The following is a 17,788-nucleotide window of genomic DNA, read 5'->3' as shown; positions in this document are numbered from 1 at the left end:
GGGGTGACGACGGGCAACCTCAACCGGATCTTCCAACGGCTCGCCGTCCAGCTGGTCGCCGAGGAGGACGTGCCGCAGGCGGTACGCACCGCGCTGTCGCCGGCCAGGCTCTACTGGCCTTCGGACGCGCAGCTGCGGGAGGAGATCCGCAGCCGCGCCTTCTACTGGCAAGGCCGTACGGTGCAGCAGAAGCTCATCCTGCGGCGCATCGAGGAGTCGCTGGGCAGCAAGGAGCGGGTGGACCTGGCCGACAAGCGCATCACCATCGAGCAACGTCCTGCCGCAGTCCATGACCGCCGACTGGCTGAGCGAGCTCTCCCACGGGGGAGACGACGCCGATCTCCTGCATCGGCAGCTCGTGCACACGCTGGGCAATCTCACGCTCAGCGGCTACAACTCGGAGCTGAGCAACAACTCCTTCGCCGCCAAGCGCCATCAGTTGGGTCAGAGCGGACTGGTCATGAACCGGGAGATCGCCGCCTGCGAGCGCTGGGGCAAGGCCGAGATCCTGGCCCGCGCCGACCGGATCGCCGACCGCGCGATCGCCATCTGGCCGGGGCCCGAGGAATCCGGCCGCGGGAGCGCGGCCTCCCGCGACTGGACGCTGTTGCACAGCGCCGTGGCGGCCCTGCCCGCCGCCACCTGGACCTCGTACTCGGATGTCGCCGAGCTGATCGGCTCGCATCCGGTGCCCGTCGGCGTCCATCTGGCGACTGTCCCCGTGCTCAACGCGCACCGGGTCCTCAGCAGGTCCGGGCAGGTCTCCGAGAGTTTCCGCTGGACCGACCCTGACGACGACCGGGACGTCCACGAGGTGCTGCGCGCGGAAGGCATCGTTTTCGACGACGCGGGACGCGCCTCCGCGGACCAGCACATCACCGCCCGCGAAATCGCCGAACTCCTCGGCCTGCCCATCGCCGCGGATCTGGCCGAAACAGAGGCCGCGGGAGATGGATCCCTGTCGCCGCAAGCGCTGACGACGCTGGAAGAGCGCTTCCTGCACCAGCTCAACGAGGCCAGCGGCCCGCAGGCGGCCGGCGCGGTACAGCGGCTGCTGGAGCACTGGCGCTCACGAGGCGGCGAACTCCAGTACGGCACGTCCGCGAACGCCTCCTGCGCGCCGATCATCAAGGTCGGCAGGCAGACCATGTACGTCATCCGCTTCTACGCCAAGACCGCCGAGATCCCCTTCAGTGTGCTGCGCAAACGCAAGCCGTTCGACGACCCGGCGCTGCGCGAGGAGCTCCGGCAGCGGCTCAACGACGCACCCGGCGTGGACATCCCCGTCGCCAAACTGGAGTTGTATCCCTCCATCAAGAACACCCAGTTGGCGAACATCGCCGTGTTCGACGTCGTCGTCGCGGCGCTCGACTGGTTCATGGCGACGGTGACCGCGTCGGACGAGCAGGAGGGGTGACCGGCTGATCGAGACTCGGACACCCCTCACACGCGCAGGACGGTGACCTGGCGGCCGGAAGGGGTGGTCGCCTGCTCGAAGCGGCCGCGTTCCTGCCAGGGGGCGGCTTCGGGGCGGCGGTCGAAGATGACCAGGACGCCGGTGGGCAGGGTCAGCCGGTCGAGGTAGCGGTCGAGCTGAGCCAGACCCTCGGGCTTCGGGTCGTCCGCGCCCGGTCGCCACACCATCAGTTCCATGGCTTCGCGTTGCATCAGCCGTTGGCCATCGGGGCCGCTGTACGGCCAGCGAACGAACACGTCCAGGCGTTTGGTGCCGGCGGCGTACTCGCGGTCGAGGTAGCCGCCGCCGTTGACCAGGCGGTGCAGGAAGGCCATGAGGATGATCTGGCAGGCGGCTTCGTGGTAGCCCTCCTGCTGGATGAGGACTTCGCCGTGTTCGCGCCAGAAGACGACGAACTCCTGCAGCAGGCGCGGCAGGTCGAACCGGCCGTCGGGGAGCACGAAGCTGCGGGGGTCGGCATGGACGTTCTGCTCGGTCAGATCGCCCAGCACGCGCAGGATGACCTCCCGGTAGATCGGGTTGGCGACCTGCGGTGGAGGTTTCTGCGTGATCAGCCCGAGGTCGCGGGCGTAGGACAGGTCGTCGGAGTTGGTGCGCTCGGTGTAGGAGCCGCCGGCCACGATCGGTTCCATCACCCGCTTGACCCGGGGCTCGTAGAGCCGGGCTGCCAGGGAGTCCAGGTGGGTGGCGCGCGCCCGGATCAGTCGCTCTTTCGCGTCCTCCACCTGCCCGTCGCCGATCGTCCCTGTCACCCCCATCTTGAAGGTGATCTCATGGGCGAGGGCGTTGACCAGCCAGGGTTGTCCCTGGGTCAGCTCGAAGGCACGGTCCACCGCGTCCTTGGTGAACTCCTGGCCGGTCGCCCGGGTGTGCTGGTCGTACAGCCCGGCGATCTGCTCAGCGGTGAAGTCGCCCAGGCGCAGTGAGTCGGCGAGGATGTTGAACGGGCTTGCCGCGTTGAACCGGTCGGGAGCGCCGCCGGAGGCGACCTTGTGGTCGCGCAGGTCGCGCAGCCCGCACAGGACCATCGACGCGGGGAACGGATAGCCCTTCGATCGCTTGTTGTGCCCGTCGCGGAGCTGGCTGAGGATGCTGACCATGCTGTTGCCCTGCAGGGCGTCGATCTCGTCGAGGAACAGCACCACCCGGCGCGGGCAGCGGCGGCACCACTCACGCAGCGCCGCACCGAACCGGCTGCCCGGCGTGACCTGCGGCGGGGAATCCGGTGGCAGCAGTTCCTCCGGCCATCCTGACAGCGTGGCGGCCTCGCGGAGGGAGTCAAGCAGAAGCGACTCCGCCCAGGCGACGTCGTCGCCGGCCGACTTGGCACGCTCGCAGGAGAACGACAGGGCGGCGATGTCGCCCTCGGCGGTCAGCTCGGAGGCCAGGGCGTCCAGGACGGTCGTCTTGCCGGTCTGCCGGGGCGCGTGCAGCACGAAGTAGCGATCCATCTCGATGAGCGTCCGTGCCTCGGGAAGCCGTGGTGTGGGGGGCAGCATGTAGTGGATCCGCGGGTCGCATGGGCCGGTGGTGTTGAAGTACTTCGCGGAGGGTAGTGGCACGATCACATTTTGCCATCTCCTCGGAGCTCGCGTCCGGTCAGCAGGAACCACACCTTTCCGTGGTTCTCGTCGTGTTCCGATCCCCAAGAGTCGGCGAGCATGACCACCATCCACAGGCCGCGACCTGTGTCGTCGTCGAGGGTTGGAGCCTGTACTGCAGGTGCGCTGGTGGACGAGCCGGCGTCGGTCACCTCGACCTGGACGGCCGTACCGATGCGGGCGATCCGGACCGTCACCACGCCTGCGGGGGCTCGGCCGGAGTCGGAGTGGGTGATGGCGTTGGTGACGACTTCGCTGAGCAGGAGGAGCGCGTCGTCGAGCACGGGGCGCGGGGCGCCGGGAGACAGCAGGGAGCGTGCCCATTCGCGAGCTCTGAAAACGGATATCTCCGTCGCCGGGAATTGCTTGAGTGCCGTCATATGCGGTGCTTCCGGGAATGCCATTTCGGTGTCTTCATGGCGAAGGTGCCTTCTCATGCGTTCACCTCTGCGGCGATGACGGCGGCGGCATTGTCGGCGTGGGCCATCACCCACCTGTCGCGCCGCCACAGTCGTGCCCACCATGGCCGCCAGGTGAACACCCAGTCGCAGTATCGGCGGTTGGCGGTGATATGGAACTTGGCGCCGTTCTTGGTGCACATCTGCAGGGTCGGCGAGCCGGCCGCGGGCAGGACCAGCGAGATGTCGTACCCCAGGCCGCGCAGGTCCCATCCCAGCCGGGCCAGGTGACCGAACCTCTCGTGTTCTTCGCGTTCTCTCATGCTCCCGCCTTCCGGCGAATAGCGGTGCCGGGCTATTCGCGTACGTCCGGCTCAAGAAGGTGTGTGTTCAGCGTGCCTTCTTGATGTCATGGCGGGCACTGATTCCGCAGGCCAAGACAGTATGGCTGATGACAGCAGCCGGTCAGGTGTGGTTTAAAGGAGGCATCAACTCCGAGAGGATTTCCGTTTTCTCCAATAAAAGAGGAAATGTCATGGACGTTGTGCCGTCACTCAACCCGGATTCTCCGCGCGTACGCTTCGGTGCGGAGATGCGGCGGCTGCGCGAGGCAGCAGAGCTCTCCCAGGCCGCGGTGGCGGCTCGGCTCGGCTGTACGCAGACGCAGGTGAGCAGACTGGAGAAGGCGAACCGCACGCCGTCACGATCCGACGCCGAACGGCTGGACCTTCTCTTCGACACCTCCGGCGGTGTCTCGTTCACTCAACTCCATGAACGCATCGTCACGCAGCCGGGCAATCCGCCCTGGTTCAAGAGCTGGGCCGAGGAGATCGAGCCCACCCTTCGCGTCCTGCGCTCGTGGGATCCGCTGCTCATCCCCGGACTTCTCCAGACCGAGGCCTACGCCCGCCATATCTTCAGCCACGCGCCCGGCATCAAGCCCGAAGAAGTAGATGAACGGGTCGAAGCTCGCATGCGGCGGCAACGCATCCTCGAACGGGAGGAGCCGCCCCTGTTGCTGATGCTCGTCGACGAGGGTGTGCTGCACCGCAGGATCGGCGGTGCCGCGGTGATGCAGGAGCAGTTGGGTCATCTGCTGGAGATGGCCCAGGGGCCCGATGTCTTCTTGCAGGTCGTCGACCCGGAATGCGTGGCCGGGCTGGCGGGCGCCTTCATGATCGCCGAGCTTCCTGACAGCCAACCTGACGTGGTCAGTTCGGACTCGCCTGCGCAAGCGTTCATCACTACGGAGCGTGATATCGTGGCCTCGATTTGGCATCGCTATGAGGCGCTCAGGATGTGGGCATATCCTGAGCGAACGTCCCTCCAGAAGATCGAGGAAGCGAGGCGCGGGTGGACCTGAGTAACGCAGAGTGGCGGAAGTCGTCGCGCTCTTCTGACAACGGCGGCCAGTGCGTTGAGGTCGCGATGAACTTTCCTGAGCTGATTGCCGTCCGTGACAGTAAGGACCCGCATGGCCCCAAACTGCTCTTCACCCGCAACGAGTGGAAGGCATTCATCGGCGGCGTGAAGATGGGCGAATTCGACACACTCGCGGACTAAGGCCGCACAGCGCGGGGTGGTCGTATTCCGCTTGTCTTCGGCCACGGGCCTTGCATCAAGCCCGATCCGGCGGGGTGCGCGGTCTCAGGACGGTCGCGGGGGTCACCGCGACCGGGCATCCGGCTTCGGCCAGCGCGCTCTGCGTGACCGGCCCCAGGAGCAGGCGCGGACGTGACTCGTTCCCCCGGTTGCCGAGTACGAGCAGCGCGGCGTCCTCGGCCGCGGCGAGCAGCGCGCGCTGCGGGCGTTCCGGCACGAACTCGGTGATCACCGGCACGTCCGGGCGCCGGTCGGCCAGGCGGGTCACGACCTCGCGGAAGCGGTCCTCGGCTCCTCTGCGCAGCGCGTTCGAGTCCACGAAGGGCAGCGGATCCGGCCAGGACGACGATCCGCAGTCCGTCCAGCAGCACAGCGCCGTCACGGCGCCGAGGCGCAGCGCGGCCTCGTCCAGGGCGAACTCCAGGGCCGTGAGGCCGGCGGGCGAGCCGTCCAGGCCGACCACGATCCGGACGGCTCCGGCTCCGGCACCGGCTCCGGTTCCGGCTCCGGTTCCGGCATCGGCTCCGGTTCCGGCATCGGCTCCGGCATCGGCATCGGCGGCGGACGGCCGGAGTTCCGGGCGTACGACGACGACCGGGGTGACGCAGTGTGCGGGCACCTGGACGGCCGCCGACCCCACCCGCAGCTCGTCGAATCCGCCCTGCCCGCGCGATCCCAGCACCGTCAGCTCCGCCTCACGCCCCGCCTCCAGGAGGACGGCCGCGGGGGTGCCCCGTGCGAGGAGCCCCCGTGCGTCCACCTCGGGGGCGAGCTCGCGGGCGCGCCGCACGCCATCGTCCACGACCCCCTGGGCCACCTGCTCGATCTGCGCCATCATCTCGGCGGAGACGGGCTTGGTGGTGTACGGCCAGTGCAGGGCATGACAGACCAGCACGGGCGCCCTCCGCAGCCGCGCCTCCTCGACCGCCCAGTTCAGCGCGTGCCGGCTCGCGGCCGATTCGTCGTAGCCGACCAGGATGGGCCGGCCGGCCTGGCCGTCGTTCACTGCCGCCTCCAGGGAGAGGAACCATCCGGTCCTGCCCGTTCAGCCTTCCCCGGGGCCGGCGGCACGAGCCCCATGGGCAGGCAAAGGCTCGGCTCACGCGCTGGTACGGTGAAGTTGGAGCGCCGGGAAGTCTGGTCGGCAGGTGATCGACCCATACCCTGCCACGAGCGGAGACCCATGCCCGGCACCCCGACCCGTCACGCACCACGCCTGCTCCGCCGGAGCAGCTGGCCCGAGGCGCGCCGCATCGCCGACATCCTGCGCAAGGAGACCATCGGCGGCGCGCTGTTGCTGGCCGCCGCGCTGGCCGCGCTCATCTGGGCCAACTCGCCGTGGGCGCAGACCTACCAGGAGCTGCGCGCGGTCGAGATCGGGCCGGCCGCGCTGCACCTGCACCTCGACCTCGCCACCTGGGCCGCGGACGGCCTGCTGGCGATCTTCTTCTTCGTGGCGGGGCTGGAGCTGAAACGCGAGTTCGTCGCCGGGGACCTGCGCGACCCGTGGCGGGCCGCGGTGCCGGTGGCGGCGGCCTTCGGCGGGGTCGTCGTGCCCGCGCTGGCGTACCTGGCGGTCGCCGGTCCGGCCGGGGCGGGACAGGGGTGGGCGATCCCCACGGCCACCGACATCGCGTTCGCGCTGGCGGTGCTGGCGGTGATCGGCCGCTCCCTGCCGGACGCGCTGCGTACCTTCCTGCTGACCCTGGCCGTGGTGGACGACCTCATCGCCATCGTCGTCATCGCCGTCTTCTACACCTCGCACCTGGCGGTGCTGCCGCTGCTGGGCGCGCTGGTCCCGCTCACGGTGTTCGGCGTGCTGGTCCAGCGCGGAGTGCGGTCCTGGTGGCTGCTGCTGCCGCCGGCGCTCGCCACCTGGGGGCTGGTGCACGCCTCGGGCGTGCACGCCACCGTGGCCGGGGTGCTGCTGGCCCTGACCGTCCCCGTCCTGCGGCGGAAGAACGGGAACGCATCATCGGCCGCACCCGGGCACGAGGCCGGGCCGGCCGAGCGATTCGAGCACCGGCTCCGGCCGATCTCGGCGGGGATCGCCGTCCCCGTCTTCGCGTTCTTCTCCGCCGGGGTCGCGCTCGGCGGGCTGAGCGGCCTGGCCGGGACGCTGACCGAGCCGGTCGCGGCCGGGATCGCGGCCGGGCTGCTCCTCGGCAAACCGCTCGGCATCCTGGCCGCGACCTGGCTGGTGGCCCGCTTCACCCGCGCCACCCTGGCCGAGGGCCTGGCCTGGATCGACCTGGTGGGCCTGGCCGTCCTGTCCGGCATCGGATTCACCGTGTCCCTGCTGATCGGGGAGCTGGCGTTCGGCGCGGCCGGCGCGGAACAGGTCAAGGTGGCCGTGCTGGCCGGATCGCTCGCCGCTGCGCTCCTCGCGACGGTGATCCTGCGGCTGCGGGCCCGCGCCCACCGGCGCGTCCACGAGGCGGAGAACGCCGACTCCGACGCCGACGGCGTACCCGACGTCTACCAGGAGTCCTGAACTCACTTGGTCCAGACGGCCTGGGCGCCGCTGTGGCCGGCCAGCACGATGGCGACGGTGCCTCCCACCCCGCCGACCAGGGCCAGGAGCGCCAGGACGACGATCGCGCCGGCGTGCCACCGCGGGCGCGCGACGACCTCTTCCGAGGCCGCCGAGCGCCCGCGGTGCCCGATGAACCGGGTCGCCAGGGAGAGGCCCAGCGCGGCCAGCCAGAGCACGATGACGAACGGCAGCACCAGCTCGCCCTGCTCCTCGTGGACCTCGATGAGCTCGTTCTCCCCGACCGTGGCCGCCAGCGTCTCGCCGCTGCTGATCGCCAGCGGTACGGCGACCAGCGCGATGGTGGCGACGAACAGCACCGCCGGCCACAGCCGGCGGGCCGCCGCCGGCCAGAACGCCATCAAGATGGTGCCGAGCGCCGCGAGCGGCAGGCAGACGACGGCGGCGTGCACGACCAGCGGGTGCAAGGGCAGTCCGAAGAACATGTTCCGTTTCCTGTGGAATGGTCAGGACAGCTCGTCCAGCGCCTGCTGGAAGGCGCGGGCGTGTCCGGCCTCGTCCTGAGCGTCGTTCGAGAAGCGTGCGGCCGCCTGGCTGTCGCCCGCCTCCTCGGCGCGCTTGGCGAAGGTCGGATACATGGTCTGGGACTCGTACCGTTCGCCGGCGACGGCCTTGGTGAGGTTGGCGCGCGTGTCGCCGACCAGCCCGGCCAGCTTGGCCTCGCCGGCGAAGTGCTCGTGCAGCTCCACGTCGGCGGCGCCGCGGAAGAGCTTCCCCACGGCAGGGTTCTCGGCGTGCTCGGCGAACTCGTGGTACTTGGCGTACGCGAGCGCCTCGCCGTGCAGCGCCTTGTCCAGATCGGTCTTGGTGCGCTGCGCGCGCACCTCGGGCGGACCCTGCGGGACCTGCTCCGGCTCGGCCTCCGGCGGCTTCGGCATCGCGCCTCCGCCGGACTCGGCGGCACCGGACTCGACGGCGCGCAGCGCGGCCCCGAACGCCCGCGCGTGTTTGCCCTCGTCACGGGCGATCTCGGAGAAGCGTTTGGCCGCCCGGGTGTCGCCCCCGGCCTTGGCGTCCCGTGCGAAGCCGGGATACATGGTGCGGGACTCGTAGATCTCCCCGGCCTCCGCGGCACGCAGGTTCTCGGCGTCGCTCCGGACGAGGCCGCTCAGCTCGGCCGATTCCCTGAAGTGCTCGCCGTGCTCGACGTCGGCGGTGCGCTCGAACAGCCGGGCCACCGACGGCAGGTTCTCCCGCTCGGCCTGGGCCGCGTACAGACGGTAGGAGGCGTTGGCGAACGCCTCACCGCGCATCGACTGATCGAGGTCCTTCTGGGTCTGCGGGCTGGGCGGGTCCACCGGCGAGGCGGACGCGGCGCCCATGGGCGTGCTCAGTGCGAGGGTGGTGAAAGCGCCGGTGATGAGTGCGCGTGCGGACAAGGTGATCATCTCGACCTCCCCGGCCGGGTGTGGATACCTATGGCCGTAAGGAGAGGGCTTGCCGGGACCGGGTAGTCGATAACGGTCGATATGGCAAAACCGAGGGAAGGATGCGGGTCTGGGCGAGTGTCGGATCGGCGTTAGGGGGACGCATGAAGCGACGCCGTACGAGGACCGCGATGGCCGCCGGAGCACTCCTGGCCGCCGTCGCCGCAGGTCCCGGGGCCGCGGCGGCGGCCTGGGAGACTCCTTTGCCGTACCAGCCGACCTGCCCGGGAGCCGGGCAGATGTATCCGGTCACCAGCGAGTACGACTACCTGTCACGGATGGTGCCGCACCACGAGGACGCCATCACGGCGGCGCGCGAGTTGCGGCGTTCCGGGCGGCCAGAGATGCGGCAGCTCGGGCAGTCCATCGTCACGACGCAGACCGCCGAGGTCGGCGAGATGAAGGGCTGGCTGGAGCGGTGGTATCCGGGGAGCCCGGCGCCGAGCCCGCGCGGGACCACGATGCCCGACCTGTCGGGGCTCTCCGGGGATCAGCTCGACCAGACGTTCCTGCGCTCCATGATCCCGCACCACATGATGGCGGTCATGATGTCGCAGCAGCTCCTGATGCACGGTGAGGCGCAGCATGCCGAGGTCGCCGGCTTCGCCCGCAAGGTGCGCGACGACCAGCGGGCGGAGGTCCGGACGATGTGGCGCTACCTGACGCAGTGGTTCGGTGAGCAGAACCTGCCCTGCTTGCCGCGAGGACCCGGCATGCCCATGCCCGGCATGACGCCAGGGCCGCCAGGCCCTGTCCCAGGCTGAGGTTTGCGCGGTCACGGCTCCAGGGACGGAGGGACGGAGTCCGTGGGGCCGTTCGGCTGCTGCGTCGTGCCCGCCGCGTCGTAGATCTTCACCCACTTGACGGACGGGAACTGCTTGAGCGTCGGCCTGATCTCGTCGGCCACGGTGAACGCCGCTCCGCCGCCGGCGACCCGGCCCGTCAGGTGGACCCGGGCGACGCCGTCCTTGATGGTGAGCTTGCTGAAGCCGGTGGCGCCGGAGCTGACGAAACGCAGCCCTTGCGCCTTCTCCGCCTGCGTCGGGCCGGCGAACAGCCGCTGCAGCGCGCCGTACGCGGTGGCGGGCGCGGCGACCGGACGTGTCACCGCCGTGGCGTGCGGACGGCGGCCGGCGAAGTAGGCGCGGACCGGCACCGTACGGTAGGGGGTCGCGAGGTCGATGACGACGCGGCTCGGCCCGGTCAGCGCGCGGACCCGGAAGGGCACGCGCCTGGCCAGTCCGGCCCCGAAGGTGAGCGTCGCCTCGAAGTCGCCGGTGTTGACCACCTGGATGACGCCGGGCAGCGCGTACGTCCGGCGCGCCGGCCCGTACGTGACGTCACCGCGCCGGTCGTGGCCGACGGCCTGGCCGAAGCGGATCTGCAGCAGCGCGTTTCCAGTGGCGTGAACGGGCCGGCCGGAGCCGTCGGCGATCAGCTCGGACACGTACCGGATGTCCCGTTGCGCGGGGACGCGGCCCCGGAACTCGAAGACCAGCCGATCCAGGCCGTCGTGATGCGCGGCGCGGACGCCCACCAGGACGGGCGTGGCGGCCGGCCGCTGGACGGCCTGCGCGGGTACGGCGAGCAGACCCGTGGAAGCGGCGACCATCGCGGTGGCGATGAGGGGGCGGACCGGGAGCATGGCGATCATCTCTTTCCCCGTGAGTGCTCCTGTGATCTCAGCGTGCACCACGACGCCGCAGGAAGATAGCGGCAAATGTCGCTGTTTGCCGGGCCTTTCGTCGCGACGGGACCAAAGCCTCACGAAACAGAGAGGGACGGCCCTGACCGCTCGCGTCCCCCCGGGCGAAGGTGAAGGGGAGCCCACGGGAGGCAGTGATGGACAACGAGCTCGGCGTCGTCGTCGGATATGACCAGTCCCGGTCGGCGGGCAGGGCCCTGCGCTGGGGCGCGGCCGAAGCGGCCGCCAGAGGGCTCCCGCTGACCGTGTGCCACGCCTGGGAATGGCCCTACCACGAGTGGCCGGGCGAACTGGTGCCGCTCGAACTGGTACGCCGACCGGCGCAGCGGCTGGTCAAGGCCACCGCCGCCTGGATCAGGCGGCACTACCCGGGCGTGCCCGTGAACACCCTGACCGATCGGGGATCGCCGGCCGCGGTCCTCGCGGAGCTGTCGCCGGAGGCGGCGCTCATCGTGGTGGGGACCCGCGGCCACGGCGGTCTCGAAAGGCTGGTCGCGGGCTCCACGAGCACCGCCGTCGCGGTACGCGCCGCCTGCCCGGTGATCGTCACGCGTGGCCGGCCGGAGGCGGGCGGAGCCGGTGAGGTGCTGGTCGGCTTCGACGGTTCGCGGGCGTCCGCCGCCGCTCTCGGCTTCGCCGCGCAGGAGGCCCACAGGCTGGCCGCGCCGCTCACGGCGCTGATCGCCACCGGCGGCAGAGGCCGTGACGAGGGCGCGGGCGAGCCGGGCCTGCAGACGGTGGGGCTTGCCTGGGAGGAGCTCGACTTCTGGCAGCGCCGGTATCCGGAGCTCCGGGGCGACGTCGAGTACGCCGAGGAGCCGGCGCGTCCCGTTCTGCTCGGCAGGGCCGGCGAGGCGCGCCTCCTGGTCGTGGGCGCGCGTGGGCTCGGCGAGGTGCGCGGCCTGCTGCTCGGCTCGATCAGCCAGGCCATGGTGCACCACGCCCCGTGCCCGGTCGCGGTGGTGCACGGCGAGATCGCCGACCCCGGAGGACCAAAGACACTCCTGCCGGGGACCTCGTACTCCGGCGTGATCCGGACTCCCGCGCGACGCTGAGCGTGACAGATCCGAAGGAGCGGAGGTGTGCGATGAACAGACACATCCTCGTGGCCGTGGACGGCTCCGCCCCGGCGACGGCGGCCGTGGAGTGGGCCGCGGCCGACGCCGCCCGGCGCGGCCTGGCGCTGCGGCTGGTGCACGTGTGCGGACAGTGCCCGAGGGACGAGTACGCCACGGAGTTCTGCGCGGAGGCGCTCGCCACCGCGGGCGACCGGGCCCGCGAGCTGGCCGGCGGCGTCGAGGTCGGCACCGAGCTGATGCTGGGAACCCCGGCCGAGGTCCTGATCGGCGAGTCCGGCTACGCCGACAGCCTGGTCCTGGGCAGCCGGGGACTCGACGGGTTCGCCGGGCTGCTGGTCGGCTCGGTCGGCATGGCCGTGGCCGGGCACGCCGCGGGGCCGGTCGTGGTCGTGCGCGGTCCCGCCGCGCAGACGTACGGCCGGGTGGTCGCCGGCTACGACGGCTCGCCCCACTCGGAGGCGGCCCTGCAGTACGCCGTCGAGCAGGCGCGGGCGCGCGGCGTCGCGCTGCACGTCGTGCACGCCTGGCAGACGCCGGTCTTCTCCCCGTACATGGCGGCCTACAACGCCGTCCTGGTGAGCGTCTACCAGGAGGAGACGGGCGCGGTGTCCGAGAGCGTGGCTCTGTGGCGGGAGAAGAACCCCGACGTGGAGATCACCGACGAGGTGCTCACCGGGCATCCGGTGAGCGTCCTGGCCAGGGCGGGTGCCGCGGCCGACCTGGTGGTGGTGGGCTCGCGCGGGCGGGGGGACCTGGCCGCCGCGGTGCTCGGCTCCGTCAGCCGGGGCGTGCTGCACCACGTGACGTGCCCGGTCGCGGTGGTGCGGCCCCGCTAGGCCCGCACCTGCTGGACGAGTACGAAGACGCCCATGGCCAGCACGAACCAGCCGAACGCCGCCCGCGCCCGTTGACCGTCGATCCGGCCGGCGAGTGAGCCGCCGGCGAGCCCGCCGACGACGGCCGCCGCGGTCACCGGGAGCGCCAGCGACCAGTCGATGGGCACGCTGTGCAGATAACCGGCCAGTCCGGCCAGGGACTTCATGGCGATGACGAGCAGCGAGGTGCCCACCGCCACGCCCATGGGCAGGCCGCCGAGCAGGACCAGCGCGGGCACCACCAGGAAGCCGCCGCCCGCGCCGACGAGCCCGGTGACCGCGCCGACGGCGACACCCTCGGCGACCACGTGGAGGACCGGCAGCTCGTCGCGGGCCGGCGCGACGCGTGGGGTGCGCCGGCCGCGGATCATGGCGATGGCCGTGGCGAGCATCATGGCCGCGAAGGCGGCCATGAGCAGCGCCTCGGGCAGGTGCGGGCCGATCAGCCCGCCCACGTACGCGCCCGCCATGCCGGCCGCGCCGAAGACGAGCCCGGTACGCCACCGGATCCGCCCCGCGCGGGCGTGCCCGATCGCGCTGACCGCGCTGGTGACGGCCACGACGAGCAGGGACATGGCGATGGCCTGCCTGGCGGGGACGCCGGCGAGGTAGACCAGCACCGGCACGGCGAGGATCGACCCGCCGCCGCCGAACAGGCCGAGCGTGACGCCGATCAGCGCGGCGGCGGACAGGGTCAGGACGATCATCAGTACCCCCGGGGGTATCGACAGGTCATGGGGAAGCCCCGCTCAACCGCTCGCCCGGGAGAGGCGGGTCAGCGCGGCCTCGACGTCCACGCCGCCGGCCCGGTTGTAGGGCAGCTTGGACAGCAGCATCCCCATGGCGCAGGTGTCGGTGAGCGCCGCGAACGTGAGGCCCGCCCCGACGAACCCCGCCACCAGCACCGTGGCCGGGACCCAGAGGCTCGCCACGACCGAGGTGAGCACGATGCTCCCGGCAGCGAGCCGGACCTGGCGCTCCAGGGGCCAGCGGGCCCGGCCCCGGTTGACGGGCGCGCCGGAGGCGATCCAGGCGTTCATGCCGCCGTCCAGGACCACGACGTCCGGCAGCCCGGCGTCGCTCAGCGCCGTGCGGGCGCGTTCGGCGCGGCTGCCTGACTGGCAGACGAGCAGCAGCCGGCCGCCCGCGTCCGCGACGATCCGCCGCAGATGCGCGTCGACCTGGTCGAGCGGCAGGTTGACGGCGCCGTCGATGTGCGCCGTGCCGTACTCGGCCGGGGTGCGCACGTCCACGACGAGGACGTCGGGGTTGGCCGCGATCAGCGAGCGGGCCGCGGCGGTGTCGATGTGGGACAACTCTGTTCTCTCCTTCTAGTTGAGCTTGTCAAGGGTGGCGGCGACGTCGGGAACGCCCGCCCCGTCGAGCGCGATCGGCCGGTAGCCCTCGCGGGCGAGGTACGCGGCGGCGATGGCCGCGCGTCGCCCGGAGGCGCACGCGACCAGCACCGGCCGCTCCGGGTCGAGGGTGGCGGGGAGGCCCTGGGCGAACAGGTCGGGCAGGAAACGCTCGACCGCGCCGGGGAGCCGGACCTGCTCCCACTCGGCCGGCATCCGCACGTCCAGGAACTGGGCGTCCGGCTCGCGCAGGAGCCGGACGAACCCGTCGAGGTCCGTGAGCCGGTAGGTCTGAGTGGCGTGCTCGCCGAGATCCCGTACGACGCCCTGGACGGTGTCGAGACCGATCTGGGCGAGCTGGGTGACGGCCTCGTCGATCTCCTGGCCGGGCTCGGCGACCAGCGTGATCGGCTCGCCGCGGGGGAGCAGCCAGCCGGTCCAGCTGCCGAAGTCGTCGTCCATCTCGATGCCGTACGAGCCGGGCAGCATGCCCCCGGCCTGGACGCGGCGCGGGCGCAGGTCCACGACCTGACCGGCGGGCTCGCTGAGCTCGGGCACGCCGGTGGGCGGCATGGGCGGGACGCCGAGCGTGTTCGCCGGGCCCATGTGCCGGTAGAAGGCCGGGATGGGCATCGGAGCGGCCAGCAGGGTGTCGGCGAACTCGTCCGGATCGTCGATGGCCAGCAGCGGGTTGTCCGTCAGCTCCGTGCCGATGGTGGAGGTCAGGCGGCCCGCGCCGGTCGCCGTGCAGAAGGAGCCTTCGCCGTGGGTGGGGTAGAGGGCGGTGCCGGGCGGCAGCGCGGCCAGCCGGCGCAGCGAGAGGTGCTGCAGGCGGGCCAGGGAACGGGCGCGTTCGGGCCCGAGCAGGTCGGGCCGTCCGGCCGAGGCGACCAGCAGGCTGCCGCCGGAGAACAGCGCGACCGGCGCGCCGTCGATGAGCACCAGGTAGCTGGTGTGCTCGGGGGTGTGGCCCGGCGTGTGGACGGGCCGCAGGGTCAGGCCGCCGCCGCCGTCGAGGTCCTCCAGGTGGAAGGCGGGAGTGTGCCGGTAGGCGGGGGCCGCGGCGGCGGGCATCACCAGCTCGGCGCCGGTGCGCAGGGCGGCCTGTCCGGCGCCGGAGACGTAGTCGTTGTGCAGGTGGGTCTCCAGCACGAACCGCAGCTCGACGCCCCGCTCGGCGGCGGCGTCGAGAAAGCGGCCGATGTCGCGCTGCGGATCGACGAGCACCCCGCGGCCCTCGTGGATCAGCAGGTAGGTCTGGTCGCCCAGGCCGGGCGTACGGAACGACAGGACATCCATGGTCTTAATACCCCCCGGGGTATATGACGGTCAAAAGGATGCGGCCACGGCGGGTCCCGTGGCCGCAGGGTGTCAGGCGAGCGCCAGGAAGAGCTTCTCCAGCTCCGCGACGCTCATGGGTGGCTCGTCACCGCGTCTCTCGCTGTCCTGGCAGTGCCTCAGGCCGGTGGCGACGATCTTGAAGCCGGCCCGGTCGAGCGCCTTGGAGACGGCCGCGAGCTGGGTGAGGACCTTCGTGCAGTCCTCGCCTGCCTCGATCATCGCGATGACCCCGGCGAGCTGGCCGTGCGCCCGCTTGAGGCGGGTCAGCGCATCGCCCACCATGCTCTCGTTCAGCTCCATGCGCCCACTATACCCCAGGGGGTACCCTGGTCGCGTCCCAGGTGACCGGGAGGCTCTTGACCCCGTAGATGTCGGCGGACTCCGGGCGCAGGGCCACCTCCTCGGCCGGCACGGCCAGGCGGAGCGTGGGGAAACGGTCGAGCAGGGCGGGGAGGGCGACCCGCAGCTCGACGCGGGCCAGCTGCTGGCCCAGGCACTGGTGGATGCCGTGGCTGAAGGCCAGGTGGGCGCCGTCCTGCCGGCGCAGGTCGAGGGTGTGGGGGTCGGGGAAGCGCTCGGGGTCGCGGTTGGCGGTGCTCAGGGACAGGATGACGGTCGCGCCGGCCTCGATGGTGTGGCCGGCCAACTCGACGTCCTCCAGCGCGACCCGGTGGAACTGCTTGGCGACGCTCAGGTAGCGCAGCAGCTCTTCCACGGCCTGGTCGACGAGGCCGGGATCGGCGCGCAGCGCGGCCAGCTGCTCCGGGTTCCGCAGCAGCGCGAAGGTGCCCAGCGCCAGCATGTTCGCGGTGGTGTCGAAGCCGGCCGACAGCAGGATCAGAGCCATGCCCTGCAGCTCCTCGTCGGTCAGGTCGCTGTCGAGCAGGTCGCTGAGCACGTCGTCGGTGGGGTTCGCGCGCTTGGCGGCCACCAGCTCGGCGAGGTACCGCTGGGTGGCGAGGTAGGCGGCGATCAGCTCCTCGTCGCCGGCCTCCCCGGCGAGGAACGTGTCGATGTTGTCCTGGAAACGGTCCCGGTCCTCGTACGGCACGCCGAGCAGCTCGCAGATGACGACGGCGGGGATGGGCTTGGCGAAGGCGGTGACCAGGTCGGCCGCCGGGCCGGCCTGCTCCATGGCGTCCAGGTGCTCGGCGGTGATCTGCTCGACGCGCTCGGTGAGCAGCCGCATGCGTCGGACGGTGAACTTGCCGACCAGCGGCTTGCGGTAGCGGCTGTGCCGGGGCTCGTCCATGAGGAGAAACTCGCCGGGCGGCGCCGGGGGGACCTCGATGTCGCCGTAGTCGACGGTCGGGTGGTGTTTCATGAGCTCCTTGCGGGAGCTGAACCGAGGGTCGGCGAGGATCGCGCGGGTCAGGTCGTAGCCGGTGACCAGCCAGCCCTGGTGCCCGTCGGGGAAGGGGAAGCGGCTGATCGGGCTCCGGGCGCGGGCCTCGATCAGCTCCTCCGGCGGGTCGAAGGGGCAGCCCGGCCGGCGGGCGGTGGGCATCGCGGTGATGGTGTGCAGGGGTTCAGGCATGCTCTCTCTCCTCGTTCGAGATGTATCGCGTCTTGGGGCATTCGGATCCCGCGTGGACCGGAGCCAGGGGCTCAGGTGATCCTGCGGCGGTAGACCCTCATGGCGAAGCCGTAGGCGACCACGAGGATGCCGGCGCACCAGGCCAGCGCCACCCAGATGTCGTCGCCGACCGGCTGCCCGGCGAACAGGGCGCGGACGGCGTTGACGATGGAGGTCACCGGCTGGTTCTCGGCGAAGACGCGCAGCGGGCCGGGCATGGTGCCGGTGGGCACGAAGGCCGAGCTGAGGAAGGGCAGGAAGATGAGCGGGTAGGAGAACGCGCTCGCGCCCTCCATGGTCTTGGCGGTGAGGCCGGGGATGACGGCGATCCAGGTCAACGCCAGGGTGAACAGCGTCAGGATGCCCGCCACCGCCAGCCACGCCGGCACTCCCGCCGCCGAGCGGAAGCCCATGAGCAGGGCCACCAGCATCACGACCACGAGCGAGACCAGATTGGCGACCAGCGAGGTCAGCACGTGCGCCCACAGCACCGACGAGCGCGCGGTCGGCATGGACTGGAAACGCTCGAAGATGCCGCCCTGCAGGTCCATGAACAGCCGGTAGGCGGTGTAGGCGATGCCCGAGGCGACCGTGATGAGCAGGATGCCGGGCAGCATGTAGTTCACGTACGGCGTGCCCGACCCCGTGCTGATCGCGCCGCCGAACACGTAGACGAACATCAGCATCAGGGCCACCGGCATGATCGCGGTGGTGATGATGGTGTCGGGGCTGCGCGTGATGTGGCGCAGGGACCGTCCCAGCAGGACGGTGGTGTCGCCGAAGAAGTGCTTGGCCATG

General features: G+C 71.3%; 20 protein-coding genes and 1 pseudogene. 8 read left to right on the top strand and 13 right to left on the bottom strand.

Going from position 1 to position 17,788, the window contains the following annotated elements; genetic code table 11:
- Positions 1-289 precede the first annotated feature (289 nt).
- Positions 290-475 (top strand): annotated as a pseudogene (locus BMW85_RS52455) (HNH endonuclease family protein); the annotation flags it as partial.
- 339 nt (positions 476-814) lie between these two features.
- Positions 815-1,417 (top strand): hypothetical protein, encoded by a 603-nt coding sequence (locus tag BMW85_RS50740; RefSeq protein WP_245774588.1) that lies wholly within the window; start codon positions 815-817, stop codon positions 1,415-1,417.
- Positions 1,418-1,443: 26 nt separating this feature from the next.
- Here the strand turns inward: BMW85_RS50740 and BMW85_RS03860 are convergent, their stop codons facing one another.
- The 3 genes from BMW85_RS03860 to BMW85_RS03850 are packed head-to-tail and all read right to left on the bottom strand — an operon-like array spanning position 1,444 to position 3,799.
- Entirely contained in the window at positions 1,444-3,039 is a 1,596-nt protein-coding gene (locus BMW85_RS03860; protein WP_218155640.1) for an ATP-binding protein, read from the bottom strand.
- Positions 3,040-3,041: 2 nt separating this feature from the next.
- Positions 3,042-3,515: an ATP-binding protein gene (locus tag BMW85_RS03855; RefSeq protein WP_177240472.1), complete on the bottom strand. Its 474-nt coding sequence runs from the start codon at positions 3,513-3,515 to the stop codon at positions 3,042-3,044.
- Positions 3,512-3,799, bottom strand: coding sequence for a hypothetical protein (locus BMW85_RS03850; RefSeq protein ID WP_091076813.1), 288 nt, complete (start codon positions 3,797-3,799; stop codon positions 3,512-3,514). Before BMW85_RS03850 ends, BMW85_RS03855 begins: the two co-directional genes overlap by 4 nt.
- A gap of 212 nt (positions 3,800-4,011) precedes the next feature.
- Here BMW85_RS03850 and BMW85_RS03845 point away from each other — a divergent pair, with 212 nt between their 5' ends.
- Together BMW85_RS03845 and BMW85_RS03840 are read left to right on the top strand one after the other, a co-directional pair.
- Entirely contained in the window at positions 4,012-4,839 is an 828-nt protein-coding gene (locus BMW85_RS03845) for a helix-turn-helix domain-containing protein (protein ID WP_177240471.1), read from the top strand.
- Positions 4,830-5,039, top strand: a complete 210-nt coding sequence (locus BMW85_RS03840) for a DUF397 domain-containing protein (protein ID WP_091076807.1) — start codon at positions 4,830-4,832, stop codon at positions 5,037-5,039. Before BMW85_RS03845 ends, BMW85_RS03840 begins: the two co-directional genes overlap by 10 nt.
- Positions 5,040-5,094: 55 nt before the next feature.
- Here BMW85_RS03840 and BMW85_RS03835 read toward each other — a convergent pair whose 3' ends face one another.
- Positions 5,095-6,084 carry a universal stress protein gene (locus BMW85_RS03835; protein ID WP_091076805.1) on the bottom strand — a complete coding sequence of 330 codons (990 nt, stop codon included), beginning with the start codon at positions 6,082-6,084 and terminating at the stop codon, positions 5,095-5,097.
- A gap of 177 nt (positions 6,085-6,261) precedes the next feature.
- Here BMW85_RS03835 and nhaA point away from each other — a divergent pair, with 177 nt between their 5' ends.
- Entirely contained in the window at positions 6,262-7,572 is a 1,311-nt protein-coding gene (gene nhaA / locus BMW85_RS03830) for a Na+/H+ antiporter NhaA (RefSeq protein ID WP_091076802.1), read from the top strand.
- Between the two features lie 2 nt (positions 7,573-7,574).
- On the opposite strand, the gene BMW85_RS03825 is transcribed toward nhaA, so the two are convergent.
- Together BMW85_RS03825 and BMW85_RS03820 are read right to left on the bottom strand one after the other, a co-directional pair.
- Complete coding sequence (locus tag BMW85_RS03825; RefSeq protein ID WP_091076800.1) at positions 7,575-8,057, bottom strand: DUF2231 domain-containing protein; 483 nt, start codon at positions 8,055-8,057, stop codon at positions 7,575-7,577.
- A 21-nt stretch (positions 8,058-8,078) separates the two neighbouring features.
- Positions 8,079-9,020 (bottom strand): ferritin family protein, encoded by a 942-nt coding sequence (locus tag BMW85_RS03820; protein WP_177240470.1) that lies wholly within the window; start codon positions 9,018-9,020, stop codon positions 8,079-8,081.
- Between the two features lie 143 nt (positions 9,021-9,163).
- Here BMW85_RS03820 and BMW85_RS03815 point away from each other — a divergent pair, with 143 nt between their 5' ends.
- Positions 9,164-9,823, top strand: coding sequence for a DUF305 domain-containing protein (locus tag BMW85_RS03815; RefSeq protein WP_177240469.1), 660 nt, complete (start codon positions 9,164-9,166; stop codon positions 9,821-9,823).
- A gap of 11 nt (positions 9,824-9,834) precedes the next feature.
- Here the strand turns inward: BMW85_RS03815 and BMW85_RS03810 are convergent, their stop codons facing one another.
- Positions 9,835-10,713, bottom strand: a complete 879-nt coding sequence (locus BMW85_RS03810; RefSeq protein WP_091076794.1) for an AMIN-like domain-containing (lipo)protein — start codon at positions 10,711-10,713, stop codon at positions 9,835-9,837.
- A gap of 188 nt (positions 10,714-10,901) precedes the next feature.
- Here BMW85_RS03810 and BMW85_RS03805 point away from each other — a divergent pair, with 188 nt between their 5' ends.
- Positions 10,902-11,819, top strand: coding sequence for a universal stress protein (locus BMW85_RS03805; protein ID WP_091076793.1), 918 nt, complete (start codon positions 10,902-10,904; stop codon positions 11,817-11,819).
- A 32-nt stretch (positions 11,820-11,851) separates the two neighbouring features.
- A complete protein-coding gene (locus tag BMW85_RS03800) occupies positions 11,852-12,679 on the top strand; it encodes a universal stress protein (protein ID WP_091076791.1) in 828 nt (275 codons plus the stop codon).
- Here the strand turns inward: BMW85_RS03800 and BMW85_RS03795 are convergent.
- From BMW85_RS03795 to BMW85_RS03770, 6 genes are all read right to left on the bottom strand, one after another.
- Positions 12,676-13,425 (bottom strand): sulfite exporter TauE/SafE family protein, encoded by a 750-nt coding sequence (locus BMW85_RS03795; RefSeq protein ID WP_091076789.1) that lies wholly within the window; start codon positions 13,423-13,425, stop codon positions 12,676-12,678. The genes BMW85_RS03800 and BMW85_RS03795 overlap by 4 nt on opposite strands.
- A gap of 42 nt (positions 13,426-13,467) precedes the next feature.
- The gene (locus BMW85_RS03790) at positions 13,468-14,034 is read right to left on the bottom strand and encodes a rhodanese-like domain-containing protein (protein WP_091076787.1); all 567 of its coding nucleotides are present in this window, start codon (positions 14,032-14,034) and stop codon (positions 13,468-13,470) included.
- A gap of 15 nt (positions 14,035-14,049) precedes the next feature.
- Complete coding sequence (locus BMW85_RS03785; RefSeq protein WP_091076785.1) at positions 14,050-15,372, bottom strand: MBL fold metallo-hydrolase; 1,323 nt, start codon at positions 15,370-15,372, stop codon at positions 14,050-14,052.
- A gap of 72 nt (positions 15,373-15,444) precedes the next feature.
- Positions 15,445-15,714 (bottom strand): metal-sensitive transcriptional regulator, encoded by a 270-nt coding sequence (locus tag BMW85_RS03780; protein ID WP_091076783.1) that lies wholly within the window; start codon positions 15,712-15,714, stop codon positions 15,445-15,447.
- Positions 15,715-15,721: 7 nt separating this feature from the next.
- Complete coding sequence (locus BMW85_RS03775; protein WP_091076780.1) at positions 15,722-16,951, bottom strand: cytochrome P450; 1,230 nt, start codon at positions 16,949-16,951, stop codon at positions 15,722-15,724.
- Positions 16,952-17,022: 71 nt separating this feature from the next.
- Positions 17,023-17,787: an ABC transporter permease gene (locus BMW85_RS03770; protein ID WP_091076777.1), complete on the bottom strand. Its 765-nt coding sequence runs from the start codon at positions 17,785-17,787 to the stop codon at positions 17,023-17,025.
- Between the last annotated feature and the right edge of the window lies 1 nt (position 17,788).

The organism is Nonomuraea wenchangensis (assembly GCF_900111685.1).
Classification (GTDB): domain Bacteria; phylum Actinomycetota; class Actinomycetes; order Streptosporangiales; family Streptosporangiaceae; genus Nonomuraea; species Nonomuraea wenchangensis.
The sequence above is the reverse complement of the archived record's forward strand: the minus strand, read 5'-3'. Positions and strand labels throughout refer to the sequence as shown.